The sequence below is a fragment of the Salinirussus salinus genome, assembly GCF_009831455.1.
Classification (GTDB): Archaea; Halobacteriota; Halobacteria; order Halobacteriales; family Haloarculaceae; genus Salinirussus; species Salinirussus salinus.
On record NZ_WOWO01000002.1, the window covers coordinates 198,951 to 214,089 of the forward strand.

The following is a 15,139-nucleotide window of genomic DNA, read 5'->3' on the forward strand; positions in this document are numbered from 1 at the left end:
GCCGGCCGGCGACGACGCCGGCCACGACGCGCCGGCCGTCACCGGTAGGGAGTCGGCGGTCGCCCGCCGCCGCTACTCGAAGGAGTCGTCGAGGTCCTCGGCGACGCCGCCCAGCGCCGCGTGCGCGTCGTCCAGTTCCGCCATGCCCTCCAGCATGGTGAAGAAGCCGTGGATCATCTCCTCGTAGTTGCGGTACTCGACGCCGACGCCCGCCTCAGCGAGCGCCTCGGCGTAGGCGGCACCCTGGTCCCGCAGCGGGTCGAAGCCGGCGGTGATAACGGTCGCGGGCGGCAGCCCCGAGAGGTCCGCCGCCTCGAGGGGGTTGGCGTAGGGGTTGGCCTCGTGGACCTCGTTGGGGACGTAGGAGTCGTGGAACCAGTCCATGTCCTCGGCCTGGAGGAAGTAGCCCTCGCCGAACTTGGTCATGGAGGGCCAGTCGTCGCTGCGGCTGGTCGCCGGATAGACGAGCACCTGCCGGTCGATGTCGGGGCCGTCGAGGTCGCGGGCCATCAGCGAGACGGCGGCGGCGAGGTTGCCCCCGGCGCTGTCGCCCATCACCGCGAGGTTGCCGTCGCCGTCCAGGTCCTCGGCGCCGGCCGCCCAGACCGTCGCTGCGTAGCAGTCCTCGACGGCCGCCGGGAAGGGGTGTTCGGGCGCGAGCCGGTAGTCGACGGCGACGACGACGCTACCGGTCTCGTTCGCCAGGTACCGGCAGGTGATGTCGTGGCTTTCCAGGTCGCCGATGACGAACCCGCCGCCGTGGTAGAAGACGACCGTCGGGAACGGCCCCTCCCCCTCGGGGCGGTAGATGCGGACCGGAACCTCTGGACCGCCGTCGTAGCCGGGGACGGTGCGGTCCTCGACCTCGCTCACGCCGGGGCCGTCGACGTCCGGCTGCAGCTCCGAGTAGACCTCGCGGGCCCCCTCGGCGCCGTACTGGTTCAGCGGGAGCACGCCGAATTCCTCGATCTCCGCGAGCACGTCCTGGACGTCGGGATGCGGTTCGTCGGCTGCTGTCGGGTCCATGGGGAGGAGTGTGTCCGGCGATGACATAACGTTCGGGGGACCTGTGTCGACCGACGGGGGAGCGGCGTCGAGCCGTCGCGGACAGGGCGGGCCGGACCGGGGCCCCACGGGCGCCGGCACGCCTAAGAGGGACCCCGTCGAACCCGACGGGCATGTCCAAACTGGACGGCTCGACGGCGTTCATCACGGGCGCGAGTCAGGGGATCGGCGAGGAGATCGCGGTCACGCTCGCAGAGTACGGCGCGAACGTCGCCCTCGCGGCGCGGTCGGACGGCATCTACGAGACCGCCGAGCGGATCGGCGACGACGACCGGACGCTGCCCGTCGAGACCGACGTCACCGAGGAGGACAACGTGGCCGCCTCCATCGAGGAGACCGTCGATGCCTTCGGCGGGCTCGACATCCTCGTCAACAACGCGGGCCACTCCGGCCCGACCGCACCCGTCGAGGAGGTCGAGGCCGAGGAGTGGCAGCTGATGACCGACGTGAAGGTCTTCGGCCCCTTTCTGTGTCTGAAACACAGCGTCCCTCACCTCCGGGAGAGCGACCGGGGCACCGTCGTCAACATCTCCTCGGTCGGCGGGAAACGCCCTTACCCGAACCGGTCGCCCTACGCCGCTGCGAACATGGCGATGATCGGGATGAGCCGGACCTGGGCCCACGAACTCGGGAGCGACGGGGTGACTGTCAACACGATCTGTCCCGGCCCGGTCGCGGGCGACCGCATCGAGCAGGTCATCGAGGCCCAGGCCGAAGCGCAGGGCCGCCCCGTCGAGGAGGTCCGCCAGGACGACTACCTCGCGGACCTGGCGGTGCCGGAGTTCGTCGAGCAATCCGACATCGCCGAGATGATCGCCTACCTGGCCAGCGACGACGGCCGCCACATCACCGCCCAGGACCTCAACGTCGCCTCCGGCGGCGCCTGGTACTGACCGGCGGCGCACGTTCGACACGCGGTATCCCGGTCGCTTCCGTCACCCGGGTCGATAGGGGTTGGTCGCGGTCCCGAGGCGGGAGATGTTCTCAGGGGCGTCGAAATCGTCGTCGAACGCGTAGAGATAGTCCAGGTCCTCGGCTCGCATGTACGCGACGATGCAGGCGTCGACGAACGAGAACCGCTCGTACTGCCGGAAGAGCGCTTTCGCCGTCGCGAAGGCGTCCGCAGTCAGCGAATCGACGTGGAACCGCGCGTTCTCCTCGAGGTGTCCGAGGGAGTCGACGGCATTTTGATGGCCGGCGTGTGTCGCCAGGCCGTTCAGCGTTTCCGCGAGCACGTAATCGAGGACCACTGCCTCCGGAAGGTCGGCGGCGTCGACCCCCTGGAGGGCCGGGAGCGCACGCTCGTGGGCGCCGTCGCGGCGGTACGCCGCGGCGAAGGGGACGGTCGTATCGACGAGCGCCCGGGGCATCTACTCGACGTCGACGCCCCACGCGTCGTGGTCGGTCGTGACGTCGGTTTCCTCGCTGCCGGCGTAGCCCTCGAAGTCCTGAAACGTACCGCTGCGCTGCTGGACGACGCGGACGCGGAGCGTCCCGTCGTCGTCGATCCGCCACCGGAGTTTGTCGCCGTCGTCGATACCGAGTTCCCGGCGGATGTGTGCGGGGATGTTCGCCTGATTCCCCGACACGGTGCTCTCGGCGTCGACCCGCTCACCACTCATACCGGGAGCTACGGCGTCGCCACTGATGAATTGTAGTGTGCACGCACACTACCAGCGCAATCCCACGACCGCCGCAGCGGCACCCACCGGGCGCCCCGTATCGGCACCGGGAGGTGTGACCGGGCACTGGACGGTCCGCTCTCAAGCCGTTCCGAACGCGTCGGCGAGGTGTTCGCCGAGCCGGTCCAGCGCGTCCTGGCCCTGCGGGATCGCCTCGGGCAGGCTGACGAAGGCGTGGATCATGTCTTCGTAGTGGAGGTGTTCGGTGTCGACGCCGTCCTCGACGAGCCGGTCGGCGTAGCGGATTCCCTCGTCGCGGATCGGGTCGAAGCCGGCAGTGATGACCGTCGCGGGCGGCAGCCCCGAGAGAGCGTCGGCGAGTAGCGGCGACGCGTACGCGTTGCGGACGTGCGCGGGGCTCTGGACGTAGTTCTCGTAGTAGAACTCGACGGTCTCGGTCTCCAGGAAGTAGCCTTCGGCGTTCTCCTCGTGGCTGGGGATGTCGTGGAGGACCGGCGAGGCCGTCCCCGGATAGATGAGGCCCTGGTAGGCCAGGTCGGGGCCGCCCTGGTCGCGGGCCATCAGCGAGACGGCGGCGGCGAGGTTACCCCCGGCGCTGTCGCCCGCGACGGCCAGGCGGTCGGGGTCGCCATTTATTTTCTCGCCGAACTCCGCGGCCCACTCGACGGCCCGGTAGGCGTCCTCGAGCCCCTCCGGGAAGGGGTGTTCGGGGCTGAGCCGGTAGTCGACCGAGACGGTGAGGCAGTCGGCGCGGTTGGTCAGCGCCGCACAGACGTTGTCGTGGGTGTCGAGGCTGCCGACCATGAACCCCCCGCCGTGGTAGTAGACCAGCATCGGGTAGGGCGGCTCGGCGTCGGGCTCGTAGACCCGCAGCGGGATGGGTCGGTCGGTCGTCTCCGGGCCGGCGATGCTGTACTCCTCGGTGTTTTCGACGTCCTCGACGGGCAGGTCGCCCATGATGTCCTCCAGGCGCTGCCGGGCGCTCTCGGGGGAGAGGCCGTCGCTCGACGGCACCGGGACGGCTTCGGACATCTCGATGACTTCCCGCGCGGCGGGGTCTGGTTCGTCTGCCATACCTCCGGACAACACCGGTTTCCGGTTAATCCTATCGCCGGCATTGCCCCGGCTCGGGAGGCTGGTGCCCCGGGCCACGACGCGGGCTCCCCGCACGCGACCGGGCGCCAGCCCGCATGTAAGCCGGAACTACACTTTCCCGTGTCGACACGAACGGCGGGGTATGGACGAGCTACCCGATGGGCGGGGAGTGGCGACTGGCGGTGCCACGAACGGGACGGCGGAGGCAGTCGACGGGGAGGCCACGGGCGAGGGGGCCGCCGCGGGCGAGGACGACACCGCGGCGCCCGGCGTGTTCGCCGAGTTCCTGGCCACGGTTCCGGACCCGGTCCTCGTGGTCGACGGGGAGCTGTCCGTCGTCGCGGGGAATCCACAGTTCGGCGAGGAGTTCGGCCGCGACCCGGCGCGGCTGCGGGGCGAGCCGGTGTCGACGGTGTTCCCTGCCCTGACCCGGGACCAGGTGGTCGGTAACTGCGACGACGGCACCGGCGAGTACGTCACCACCCCGGTCGCCGGCGCGGGGCGGGGGCGACGGACTTGGGTCGACCTGGCCTTCGACCGCCACCAGCTCAACGGCCGGACCTACTTCGTCGGCGTCGCCCGGGACGTCACGGCAAAGCGCCGCCACGAGCGCGAGCGCGAACAGTACGAGCGGATCCTCGAGACGATCGAGGACGGGATCTACGTCCTCGACGAGTCGTTCGTGATCGAGACCGTCAACTCGGCCGTCGAGTCGATGACGGGCTACGACCGCTCAGAGCTGGTCGGCGAGCCGGCGACGGTTCTGACCGACGAGTCGACCATCGACGAGGCGGCCAGACTCAGCGAACAGTTACGCACCGGCGAGCGTGAGGTCGGGACGCTGACGACGGAGCTGCGGACCGCGGCGGGCGAGACGTTCCCCGTCGAGACCCGTTTCTCGACCTACAGGGACTCCGACGGGAACTACAGGCAGGTCGGCGTCGTGCGCGACATCTCCGACCGCCGGCAGTTCGAGGAGACCCTCGCTACCCTCCACGGCTCCACCCGCGAACTCCTCGAGGCACAGACCACCGAGGAGGTGAGTCGGCTTGTGGTCGGCTCGGCGACGGACGCCCTCGACGTGGAGGGGGCGGCGATCTACCGGTTCGACCAGTCGGCCAACCGCCTGGTCCCCGAGACCGTCTCGGGGTCGCTAACCGTCGTCGACGGGTCGACCGCCGTTGACGTCGGCAACAGCCCGGTCTGGGACGCCTTCGTCGACGACGAGCGCAGGGCCGTCTCGGCCGACGGCAGCCACCGCTTGGCCGCGTCCGACTCCTCCGCCGACGGGGCGGAGGTCGCCGGGCTCTGTTTCCCGCTCGGCTCCTACGGCGTCTTCTACGTCTCGCTGGGGGCCGAACGGCAGTGTTCGGACGTGGTCGGTGTGATGGAGGTGATCGCCGCCAACACCGAGGCAGCGCTGGCCCGCGTCGACCGCGAGCAGGCGCTGCGCGAGCAGGAAGACCAGCTCCTGGCCCGGAACCGCCGTCTCAGGCGCCTCGAGGAGGTCAACGCCATCATCCGCCGGATCGACGGCGCGCTCGTCGACGCCGACACCCGGGCCGAGGTCGAGCAGGCGGTCTGTGACGGGCTCGCGGACTCCGACCTGGTCTCCTTTGCGTGGGTCGGCGCGTCCGACGGCGTGGAACTCGACGCCCGCGCGTGGGCGGGCGGGGGGTCGGACTACCTGGACGCCGTCCCGCTGGAAACCGGCAGCGAGGCGCCTCCGCCTGCGGTCCGGGCCGTTCGAGACCGGGAGATGACCGTCGTCTCCTCGGTCGCGGCGGACCTGCGCGAGGAGGCCTGGCGGACCGAGGCCCTGTCGCGGGACTTCCGGTCGGCACTGAGCGTCCCGCTCCAGTACGAGGAGTTCACCTACGGCGTGTTGACCGTCTACGGGACAGAGCAATCGGCGTTCGACGAGACCCTCCGGTCGGTGTTCGCGGAACTCGGGGAGACGATTGCCAGGGCAGTCTGTGAGATCCAGTCGAGGCGACAGCGCTCGGGCGCGACGACGGTCGAGCTGGACGTGTCGGTGTCGGCTCCGACCGACCCGCTCCAGCAACTCGCCGACCGGCTCGGAACCCGTGTCGACTGTGCTGGTGTCGTCCCCGACGAGGCGGGAACGACCCGGCTGTTCGTCCGGATAGGGGACGGCGCCGACACCGGGGCGGTCCGGGACTGCTGTGCTGACCTGACCCGTGTCCGGTCGGTGACGGTGGTCACAGACGATGACGGCGAGGCGCCCCCCCTCTACGAGGTAGTCGTCTCCGGAGACACCGTCCCCGGGACCCTTCTGGACCGCGGCGTCCGGGTCAGCTCGCTGTACGCAGGGGCGGAGGAGTCGGGCCTGTCAGCGACGGTTCGGCTTCCGCCGGGACTCGACGTCCGCGGGCTGGTGGAGTATCTCGACGCCCTCTACGGCTCGGCGCAACTGACCGCGCGCCGCGAGCGCGACATCGCGGACCGCTCGGAGCGTGGGGTGCGAGCGACTGTCGAGAAGCGGCTGACAGAACGCCAACTCCAGGTGCTCCGGACCGCCTACTTCAGCGGCTTCTTCGAGTGGCCCCGCAGGACCACCGGCCAGGACCTCGCCGGCAAGTTCGACGTCTCCCAGCCGACGGTCAGCCGCCACCTCCGGAAGGGGACGGGACGCGTTCTCGATATCCTGTTCGAGACTGCCTGACATGCCAGGCTCGTCTCCCCCGGCCGACGGCCGGCGGCGCTAGATAGATACCCCCCGGGTCGAACACCTCCTAACAGCTTACCCACAACGTGGTTTATACGGGGAACAGTACCGCTATGTAGGTCAACTCATGACGGAGACGACAACTTACCAGCTGTCCGCCGACGAACCGACGAGTACCGCAGTCGTGAAGTGTGTCGCGGAGGCGAATGGCGTCGAACCGTGTTCGCTGGACGACCGGCTCTACGACCACGTCGACCCGGACGCCCTCGACTCTCTGTTCAACACGGACGGCCGGGGTGCCATCGACGTGACCGTCTCCTTCCGGATGGCCGGCTGCCGGGTCACCGTCGACGACACCGGGACAGTCTCCGTCACGTACACGGAGGGCGTGGAAGCAGCCACCCCGAGCGCCCTCTCCTGAGCGGAGTCCGAACGGTCTTCTCCGGGTTTCCGGCCCCAAAGCGGCCGGTAAGCACTTCTTACGGCTACCTCGTGCCCGGTCCGGCAGTCGAGAGCCTGGATACTAGCCACGACGCTGCTGGTATCCAGGTATGGAGAACCGGTACGTAATCCGGACCAACCCACTGATGTCACGCAAAAATAGTCTTTAGAGTAGGTAGTTCATACCCGGTCGTGTACCACCGAGACTCCCGACCCGTCGAGACGACCGCCCCTGTAAGTGACTCCCTACCGCACCGGACCGACGACCCGAACCATGGCGACTAACGACGCCCGCGCTACCGACACGGGGTTTCTCGACCGGATCGATAGCGTGACGCTGCCGGAGCCGGTGGATTCGCTGGCCGAGGAGTACGACGCGCTGTTCGAGGAACGCGACCGGTTTCTCTGGCGGTGGATCTACTCGCTGTTCCCCGCCTTCACCCTCTCGTCGGTGCCCGAGACTCACGCCCGCCACGTCCGCACGCAGAAGACGGTGTTGACGATGTACGTGACGGTGCTGGACGACCTCGTCGAGCACCACGGCGACAGACGGACCTTCGAGGAGGCCCGGCGGCTGAGCCGCGACCCGGCGGCGGTCGACCGCGACCGGGTCGAGGTGACCGACGAGCAGTTCGCGTTCATCGAGGAGCTCTGGGAAACCTTCGCCGCGGGGATCGGGGACGCCCCGCGCCACGACGAGTTCGCCGACGTGTTCGACTACGACATGCGCCAGACGACCAACGCGATGCACTACAGCGCGGTCGTCAACCGTCACCCGCGGATCGCGAACCTCAGCGGCGCGCGCCGGTACGACGCGCACAACATGGTCATGTTCCCCTACGCGGACGTCGACCTGATGTACTCGCCGTCGTTCTCGCTGGCCGACTTCGGCACGCTCCGGGACCTGCTGTGGGACCTGCAGGAACTGGCCCGGATCGGCAACTGGCTGACCACGTGGGAACGGGAGGTCAGAGAGGGCGACTACACCGCCGGGATCGTCGTTCTCGCCCTGGAAGAGGGGGTCGTCACCCCAGAGACGCTCCAGCAATCACCGGACGCGGCGGTCGCGGCGATCCAGGACAGCGACGTCGAGGCCCGCTTTCGCCAGCGGTGGCGGACCAAGCACGCGAACGTCCGGACCCGGGAGTTCGACACCGAGAGCGTCGACCTCCGTGGGCTCGTCGACGGGATGGAGACGGTCTTCGAGTACCACCGTGCGAGCCGCGGGCACAAGTAAACTACCCTACCCTACTTCGCTCGGGGGCAATGGCCCCGCTCGCTCGTTGAGGGGAGGGCTTTCGCGTGGACTCCCGTTCTACGCCGCATCAGCGGTGGGAAGGTCGTCCTCTCCACTCACGTTCAACGTCCCGCGATTCAAGCGCACGTCTACAAGTGCGCCTCCGTCGTCTGCGTTTTGCCGACGCCGGAGATACCGAAGGCCGATGTTTTTCGCCGCGTTGTAGTCGGCGTGGTTCTGGTAGCCGCAATCCTGACACTCGAAGTCCTCACCGTTGCGGTTGTCGTCGTGAGTAAACCCACAGGTCGAACACCGCTTCGAGGTGTTCCGTGGGTCTACTTGGACGGCTTCGACGCCCTGCTCTCTGGCTTTGTATTCGACGTACTCATAGAGGTGACGGAACGCCCACAGATGGTGCCACGACGCCTGTGGGACGTTCTCACGGATGTGGGTCAGGTCCTCGAATACGATATGCGAGCAGTCGTGTTCGACGGCTTCGACTACGAGTTCGTTGGCAACACGATGCAGGAACATCTCGAAGCGTCCGTCCTCCTTGCGCTCGACACCTGCTATCGCCTCGTGTGCCGCTCGCGTTCCGCACTGTTGCAGGTCGCCACGCCGCTTCTCGTACTCTCGTTTCCAGTGGTTGAACTCGTCTGCCGACCAGAACCGCCCGGTCGAAGCGACCGCGAGTTGATTCACACCGAGGTCCACCCCGAGGACTGTTCTGTGCCTGGTGGTGGTGTCGGTGTCGTCGTCCTCTTTGAGCATCGACGCATGGAGATACCAGTCGCCGTCGCGTCGATGGAGTGTTGCCCGCCGAAACTCGTAGTCCTCGTCTGTGACGTACTTTGTCGGCGGTACGTCGGTATCGTCGGGGAGAATATAGTCACACTCGATACGCCTATCCGGTGTCGAGAGCGACACGTGGTCACGGTGGAAGGTGGCACTTCGCTTGTCGTAGACGGCGGTATCAGCTGTGAGCGTCGGACGGGACGTATCTTGGCCGTTTTTGAGCCGCTCGACGCCGCTCTTGACTGATTCGACAGCTTGGCGAATCCCCTTCTGGACGAGATTTGCGGTCAACTCCGTGTCCTCGCGTAGCTGGTCGTACAGCGCATCTTCGGCCTTTACTTTCGATGTGACGTGGTAGCCGTCATCGCCGTGCCAGCACCACTCGCTCGCGGTGTTGGCGCAGTATTTGAATTGCTCGACAGTCTCCCGCAGGCGTGCATCCGCGCCTTCGGGTGCTTCGAGCTTGATAACGGCGGTTCGACGGCAGTCCACGATATTTTCACGTGCCAGGTTGAGGTTACATAATCGTTGGGAGTTGGCAGGCACCAGTTTGGCGGCTGGTCGATACCGGGTCAGCTTCCTCCCCACCCTACTCGCTTGTGCTTCCGCCGGGGCCGGAAGCCCGGCGCTCCTTGAGGGTGGGGCCTCCGCCTCGAATTTGATGAGGCCGCGACCCTGCCCTGTTCTCATACACCGTAATTTCAGCTTATCTGAACCGTTCGCCAGCATAGGAGTCTCCTACCGGTAGGGTTATGTGCCCGTGGGACGCGATGACGTACGTCACGATGTCAAGCAGGCGCGGCCGGAGTTCGTCGGCGTCGCTCAGGCAGGTTCTCTCGGTGGACTACAGCCTCATCCGGCGGTGTCGCCGCAACGGCGGCTGCCGGGTCGACTGTGCCCACGACCGGACCGACGACAGCCGGCTCCCCTGGGAGGCCGACGGCTACGGCGGCTGGGGCGGCCACGAGTACCACGGCACCGAGCCGGGGACCGAGCGACCGCCGGTGGTCTTTGTCCACGGCAACCAGCGCGACGCCTGCGACTGGGACCCCCACGCCGAGTTCTTCCTGAACCGCTCGTACGGCGGTGACGAACTCTGGGCAGTCTCCTTCGGCGACGCCAGCCCGACCCACCCGGCCATGGCGGACCAGCTCGAGGAGTTCGTCTCGCGAGTGTGTGCCTACACCGGGGCGGAGGAGGTGTCCGTCGTCGGCCACAGCCTGGGCGTGACGGGGCTGCGCTACTGGCTGGCCCGCGAGGACCGCTACGACCGGGTCGACAGCTTCGTCGGCATCGCCGGTGCCAACCACGGCAGCGAACTCTTCGGGCTGGCTGTGCGGGTCGGCCTCACCGAGGGGACCTACGGGGTGTGTCGCTTTCTCCAGGACGGCCCGGCCGGGGAGAGCCCACTCGCCGCGCTCAACGAGAACGAGACGCCCGGCGACGTGGACTACTACACCATCCGCGGGACAGAGGACCCGCTATTCATGCAACGCCCGGAGAGCCCGGCGCTTGAGGGGGCGACGAACGTCGCCCTCGAGACCGACCACGACGGGGCCAGGGAGAGCCTCGACAGCCTCGAACTCCTCTACGAGTGGGTCGCCGACGAGAGCCCCTACAACGTTCGGACGTTCGTCTAGGGCGGGTTACGGCCCGTCGTTCCCCCGTACGTCCGCCCCACACCGCTGACACATGTCCGGCTGGTAGGGGACCGTTTTCACGACGGTCCTGACCTCACCACACTGCGGACAGTACGCCTGACGAGTCGAGACCATGCTACGCGGCCGCTCGCTCCGCCGCGAAGTCACCCCCGACCGGAGCAGCCCCCTGAGTCCCGACGGCGGGACCTGTGCTCACTCGAGTGCGATGTACGTTCCCCCACATACATGTTATCTGAGACGAATTATAGATTGATAAAACTTCCTCCCGGCCTCCCGGAGCCGACTCAGCCGGGGTCCGGCTGGACGGTGACTCGCTCGTACCGGTAGACGGCGTACAGACCGGCGGCGAGGGCGGCGAGCGCTGCGAGCGCCGCGGCCGCGAGCGAGGCGGTCCACAGCCACGCTACGACCGTCACCAGACCAGCTGCCCCGACGGCGACCCCGGCCACGGCGAGCAGCAGGCCCGGTGCCGCTGCGCCAGAGACGGAGGTGAGGAGGACCGCGACGAGCGGGACCTGCAGCGAGGCCAGGACCGGGAGCGCCCGCGGGGCCAACCCGGCCGCGACGAGCTGTCCGACGGCGAAGGCCGGCACCGGGCCGAGAACCGCCCAACAGGCTCCGAGGAGAACCGCGCCACCGGTGCCGGCGACCGGGTCGACCGCCGCGAAGCCCACGAGGAGAGCCCCGGCGGCGAGAGCACTCAGCGGATTCGGGCTGTTGCTCCCCGACCCGACGATACTCACTCGTGGCTCACCCCCGCAGTCGGTCGCTCCCGGCCCGCCGAGAGGACGGCTGCGAGCCGGTCCGCCGGTGCGACCTCGAACGCCGTCACGCCGCCGAGCCCCGCGAGTTCCTGGCGTAACTCCTCGAAGGCTACGTAGGAGGCGTACGCGTCGTCGAGGTCGGTCAGCGCACCGGCGCCGTAGAGCGCGCCCGGTAGCAGATAGAAGACGGTCTGAACTCCCTGGCGCCGCAGGAGTCGCGCAGTCTCCCGGAGCTCCGTTCGGCCGGTGTCGTCGGTGACGACCACAGCCAGCTCGGTGCGCGACCGCCGGGCGAGCGCCGTCCCGACGGCGTCGAGCAGCGGCCTCTCGCGGACGCGCTGGACGTAGGCCTCGCTGTCCGACAGGAGCGGCGCCAGTGCGTCCGCGAAGGCAGACTCGTCGTCGGCAAGCCGGGCGGCGACCTCCCGGGTTTCGCCCGGGCCCCGGGGGTCCGACCGGCCGCCAGAGCCGTCGGTCGGCACCAGGTCGGCCAGCCGCGTCCGGACCCGGCGGTAGTGGTTGTCCGCTGCGCTCGGGTCGTACTGTGCGGTGAGTCCCCCGTCACCGACGGTCACCAGCCCCAGCGGGTCCGCGAGGTCGTCGGCGCTGTCGACGACTGCCAGGGCGAGTTCGCGCCCGTAGTCGAGTTTCGTCTCGCCCGTCCGTCCGGCGCCCATCGTCGCCCGGTGGTCGATGACCAGAAGCGTCTCGCGGTCGACCTGTGCCTCGAACTCCCGGACGTAGGGCTCGCCGAGTCGGGCGGTCGCGTTCCAGTCGATGCGGCTCGTGGGGTCACCCGGGATGTACTGCCGGAGCTCTGCGGGCTCGAGTCCGGCACCACCCCGACCGGTCTCGTGTTCCCCGTAGGCCACCGCGAGCCGCCGGCCGCCCTCGCCGACGTGGACGTCCCGGGGTCGGCGTGGCTGCACCGCGAGCTCGGTCGAGCCCTCCGTCGGGACGGTCGTCTCGAACAGGCCCAGGGGGTCGGCCACGCCCAGCCGACAGGGCCCGAGTTCGAACCGGCCGGCGACCGGGGCGGTCAGGAGGACGGTCGTCCCGTCCGTCCCCCCTCCCTGTGTCACCGCGAACGTCGGGTCTCCGTCGATGAGTTCAGCGACCGCCGGAAGCTGACAGTCGACGGTCACCTGGAGTCCGGCCGCGGCGGGCTCCCGGCTCGCCCTCACGGTGACCGTCGTCTCCCCGTCGGTCCTGACGGTCGCCGGCGCGGCAGAGATGTCGATGTCGAGCCCCTCGACCGCCCGCCGCGTGCCGGCGACGAAGGCCGCCGCCGCGCCGACGAGCCACGCCCCGAGCACGAGGCTGCCGACGAGCAGAACGGGCTCCCGGGCCACGGCTGCGAGTCCGCCGAGTGTTGCACACGCTCCGGCAGCCGCCCGGAAGCGACGCGTGAACCGCATTACTCCCTCCCAGGCGGAAGGGACAGTTAGGCCTGCTGGTAAGGACAAGACGTTTCACCGACCCTGTGCATCCTCGGAACAGTGAGGGCGCTCCGGACCGGGACTGTACTCCGTGTGTGCGTGCTCCTCCTGGTACTGGCTGCCCCGGCCGCCGCGACAGCGGGCCCGGCAGACGCGGCACCCGCACAGCGTCCCGCCGACGGCGGGAACGGCGGGGTTCTGGGAGCGGGCGACGGCCTCGAGCGCCTGCCCTCCGGCCTCGGACAGACCAACAATACGACCCAACACGAGGACCCCGACAGCGTTTCCGAGGAGGGTGACGAGAGCCAGGTGGCCGCCTGGCTGGCGAACCGTCTGGGCGACCAGCTCCAGGGGAGTACCCTCCAGCTCAGCCAGGGGGAGTACGAGCTCGCCGACCAGTTCGTGACCGAGGGGTTCGAGGAGCATCTGGGCCGCTACGTCGACGTCGCGGGCGAGACCGACTCGGCGGCCGACGACGAGGCGGCCGACACCTTCCAGGAGGTAGAGGAGGACCAGCGAGAGCTCGTCAATCGAACCAGGGAGTACGAACGAACGCTTCGGGAATACCGGGAGGCCCAGCAGGCGGACAACGTCAGCCGGGCTCGCAGGCTCGCGCGGGCCCTCCAGGGTCTCGCGGACGGCGTCAACCGGTCGGCGCTCGACGTGAGCCGCGGGGCCGCAGCCATCGAGAACCGGACGGACGTCTCGCTGGCGGAGACGCAGACCCGTCTCGAGGCGCTTCGCCGGGAAGTGCTCGCCGAGCAGGAGAACATCACGGCCTCGCTGTTCGTCGGGACGCGGCTGACGGCCTCGACCAATAGGACGACGGCGGCCTTCGACCACCCGGTTCTCGTGACCGGGCGGCTCGCCGTCACAAACGCCTCCATCGATACCCCGGATGAGGTGACGCTTCGGGTCGGCGAGACGACCCGCCGCGTCGCGCTCGATGACCAGGGCGTGTTCGCGTTCGCGTATCGGCCGCGACTCGTGCCCGCTGGCCCCGGGAACGTCACGGTCCGGTACCTCCCGGGACCCTCCACGCCGTATCTCGAGAGCCGGGCTGCCGTCGAACTCGACGTCGAACAGACTCCCTCTTCGGTCGACGTCACCACCACCCCCGACTCCGTTCGGTTCACCCGGGACCTGCGGGTCGACGGCACGGTGTCGGCCAACGACCGGCCGGTACCCGGTGTCCCGGTCCTGGTCCGCGCCGGCGACCGCCGGCTGGGCACCGTCACGACGGACGGGGAGGGCTCGTACTCCCTCGCGGGTGCGTTCCCCGCGGACGTCCCGGACGGTCAGCGTCGGGTCACCGCGGAACTCGCCGTGAGCGGCCGCGCCGTCGGCCCGTCGAACGCGTCGACGGACCTCGTCGTGAACGAGACCGACACCAGCCTCACCGCAGCGGTGACCCGCGGGGACGACCCCGCACGGGTTCGCGGCCGGCTGACGACGGCCGACGGGACGCCGGTCCCGGACCAGCCGGTTCGCCTCGACGCGCCCGGGCTGGCGACCGTCACCGCGCGGACCGGCGCGGATGGGGGCTATGCGGTCAGCCTCGAGCGCCGTAGCACCGACCCGACGCCCGTCACCGTCCGCTTCTCGGGGCGGGGGACGAACCTGAACGGCAGCAGCGCGGCAATCCAGCTCCCCGCGCGCAACGACACGGCGAACGGGTCTGGCACGTCATCGGGAGCAGATGGCGGCCCGAGCGAAGGCGGGCCAGGTAACGACTCGCTTCCGCTGGCTCTCGCCGGCCTGCTCGGCCTCGCGGTGGTCATCGGGGGGGTCGCGGTCGTCGCCCTCCAGCGGGGGACCGACGAGGGGACAGGTACCGCAGCGGCGGCCGCCGACGAGGGCGACGGCGGCGGCGACGGAAACGGTGCCGGCCCGGAAGAGCCAGCCTCGCCCGCCCCGGTCGACCTCGTCGGGGAAGCTATCGACGCCGGGGAGTATAACCGCGCAAGCCGGGAGCTGTACGCGCTCGTGCGCGCCTCCCTGGCCGAGCGCGCTGGGGTCGCCGACGGCGGGACTCACTGGGAATTCTACGACGCGGTCGCGTCCGTCCCCGACGCCGACGGCGACGTCCGGGACGCGCTGCGGACGGTGACTGAGACCTACGAACAGGCGGCCTTCGCACCCACGGCCGTCGGGGAACGGCGTGCGCGGACGGCACTCACCGCAGGAGAGCAGTTGCTCGGAGACGGAACCGGCTGACCTGGCTTCGCGTGGTTCCAGGTCTGCCGGGCGAGGGAGAGACCGGATCCGGGCCTGGCTCCGGGCCGGGAACCCGGCGGCTTTAGTTCGCCC

Annotated in this window: 13 protein-coding genes; 6 read left to right on the forward strand and 7 right to left on the reverse strand. The window is 69.3% G+C overall.

Going from position 1 to position 15,139, the window contains the following annotated elements; translation table 11 throughout:
- Window positions 1-72 precede the first annotated feature (72 nt).
- Window positions 73-1,026 (reverse strand): alpha/beta hydrolase, encoded by a 954-nt coding sequence (locus GN153_RS04215; protein ID WP_159900149.1) that lies wholly within the window; start codon window positions 1,024-1,026, stop codon window positions 73-75.
- A gap of 152 nt (window positions 1,027-1,178) precedes the next feature.
- On the opposite strand from GN153_RS04215, the gene GN153_RS04220 reads away from it, so the two are divergent.
- Window positions 1,179-1,958: an SDR family NAD(P)-dependent oxidoreductase gene (locus GN153_RS04220; protein WP_159900151.1), complete on the forward strand. Its 780-nt coding sequence runs from the start codon at window positions 1,179-1,181 to the stop codon at window positions 1,956-1,958.
- Between the two features lie 42 nt (window positions 1,959-2,000).
- Here the strand turns inward: GN153_RS04220 and GN153_RS04225 are convergent, their stop codons facing one another.
- The 3 genes from GN153_RS04225 to GN153_RS04235 all read right to left on the reverse strand — a co-directional run bounded on the left by GN153_RS04225 (window position 2,001) and on the right by GN153_RS04235 (window position 3,782).
- Window positions 2,001-2,435 carry a type II toxin-antitoxin system VapC family toxin gene (locus GN153_RS04225; RefSeq protein WP_159900153.1) on the reverse strand — a complete coding sequence of 145 codons (435 nt, stop codon included), beginning with the start codon at window positions 2,433-2,435 and terminating at the stop codon, window positions 2,001-2,003.
- The gene (locus tag GN153_RS04230; protein ID WP_159900155.1) at window positions 2,436-2,687 is read right to left on the reverse strand and encodes an AbrB/MazE/SpoVT family DNA-binding domain-containing protein; all 252 of its coding nucleotides are present in this window, start codon (window positions 2,685-2,687) and stop codon (window positions 2,436-2,438) included.
- Window positions 2,688-2,828: 141 nt separating this feature from the next.
- The gene (locus tag GN153_RS04235; protein ID WP_159900157.1) at window positions 2,829-3,782 is read right to left on the reverse strand and encodes an alpha/beta hydrolase; all 954 of its coding nucleotides are present in this window, start codon (window positions 3,780-3,782) and stop codon (window positions 2,829-2,831) included.
- Window positions 3,783-3,945: 163 nt separating this feature from the next.
- On the opposite strand from GN153_RS04235, the gene GN153_RS04240 reads away from it, so the two are divergent.
- From GN153_RS04240 to GN153_RS04250, 3 genes are all read left to right on the forward strand, one after another.
- Window positions 3,946-6,489: a PAS domain S-box protein gene (locus GN153_RS04240; protein WP_159900159.1), complete on the forward strand. Its 2,544-nt coding sequence runs from the start codon at window positions 3,946-3,948 to the stop codon at window positions 6,487-6,489.
- Window positions 6,490-6,619: 130 nt separating this feature from the next.
- Window positions 6,620-6,913, forward strand: coding sequence for a HalOD1 output domain-containing protein (locus tag GN153_RS04245; protein WP_159900161.1), 294 nt, complete (start codon window positions 6,620-6,622; stop codon window positions 6,911-6,913).
- Between the two features lie 294 nt (window positions 6,914-7,207).
- Window positions 7,208-8,170, forward strand: coding sequence for a hypothetical protein (locus tag GN153_RS04250; RefSeq protein ID WP_159900163.1), 963 nt, complete (start codon window positions 7,208-7,210; stop codon window positions 8,168-8,170).
- Window positions 8,171-8,248: 78 nt separating this feature from the next.
- Here the strand turns inward: GN153_RS04250 and GN153_RS04255 are convergent, their stop codons facing one another.
- Window positions 8,249-9,457, reverse strand: coding sequence for an RNA-guided endonuclease InsQ/TnpB family protein (locus GN153_RS04255; protein WP_159900165.1), 1,209 nt, complete (start codon window positions 9,455-9,457; stop codon window positions 8,249-8,251).
- Window positions 9,458-9,735: 278 nt separating this feature from the next.
- On the opposite strand from GN153_RS04255, the gene GN153_RS04260 reads away from it, so the two are divergent.
- On the forward strand, window positions 9,736-10,605 hold the full coding sequence (locus GN153_RS04260) for an esterase/lipase family protein (protein WP_159900167.1): 870 nt from the start codon (window positions 9,736-9,738) through the stop codon (window positions 10,603-10,605).
- A 305-nt stretch (window positions 10,606-10,910) separates the two neighbouring features.
- Here the strand turns inward: GN153_RS04260 and GN153_RS04265 are convergent, their stop codons facing one another.
- Together GN153_RS04265 and GN153_RS04270 are read right to left on the reverse strand one after the other, a co-directional pair.
- Window positions 10,911-11,369 carry a hypothetical protein gene (locus GN153_RS04265; protein WP_159900169.1) on the reverse strand — a complete coding sequence of 153 codons (459 nt, stop codon included), beginning with the start codon at window positions 11,367-11,369 and terminating at the stop codon, window positions 10,911-10,913.
- Window positions 11,366-12,808, reverse strand: coding sequence for a DUF58 domain-containing protein (locus tag GN153_RS04270; protein WP_159900171.1), 1,443 nt, complete (start codon window positions 12,806-12,808; stop codon window positions 11,366-11,368). The genes GN153_RS04265 and GN153_RS04270 overlap by 4 nt, the downstream gene beginning before the upstream one ends.
- A gap of 114 nt (window positions 12,809-12,922) precedes the next feature.
- Between GN153_RS04270 and GN153_RS04275 the strand changes: the two genes are divergently transcribed.
- On the forward strand, window positions 12,923-15,046 hold the full coding sequence (locus tag GN153_RS04275; RefSeq protein ID WP_159900173.1) for a hypothetical protein: 2,124 nt from the start codon (window positions 12,923-12,925) through the stop codon (window positions 15,044-15,046).
- Window positions 15,047-15,139 lie beyond the last annotated feature (93 nt).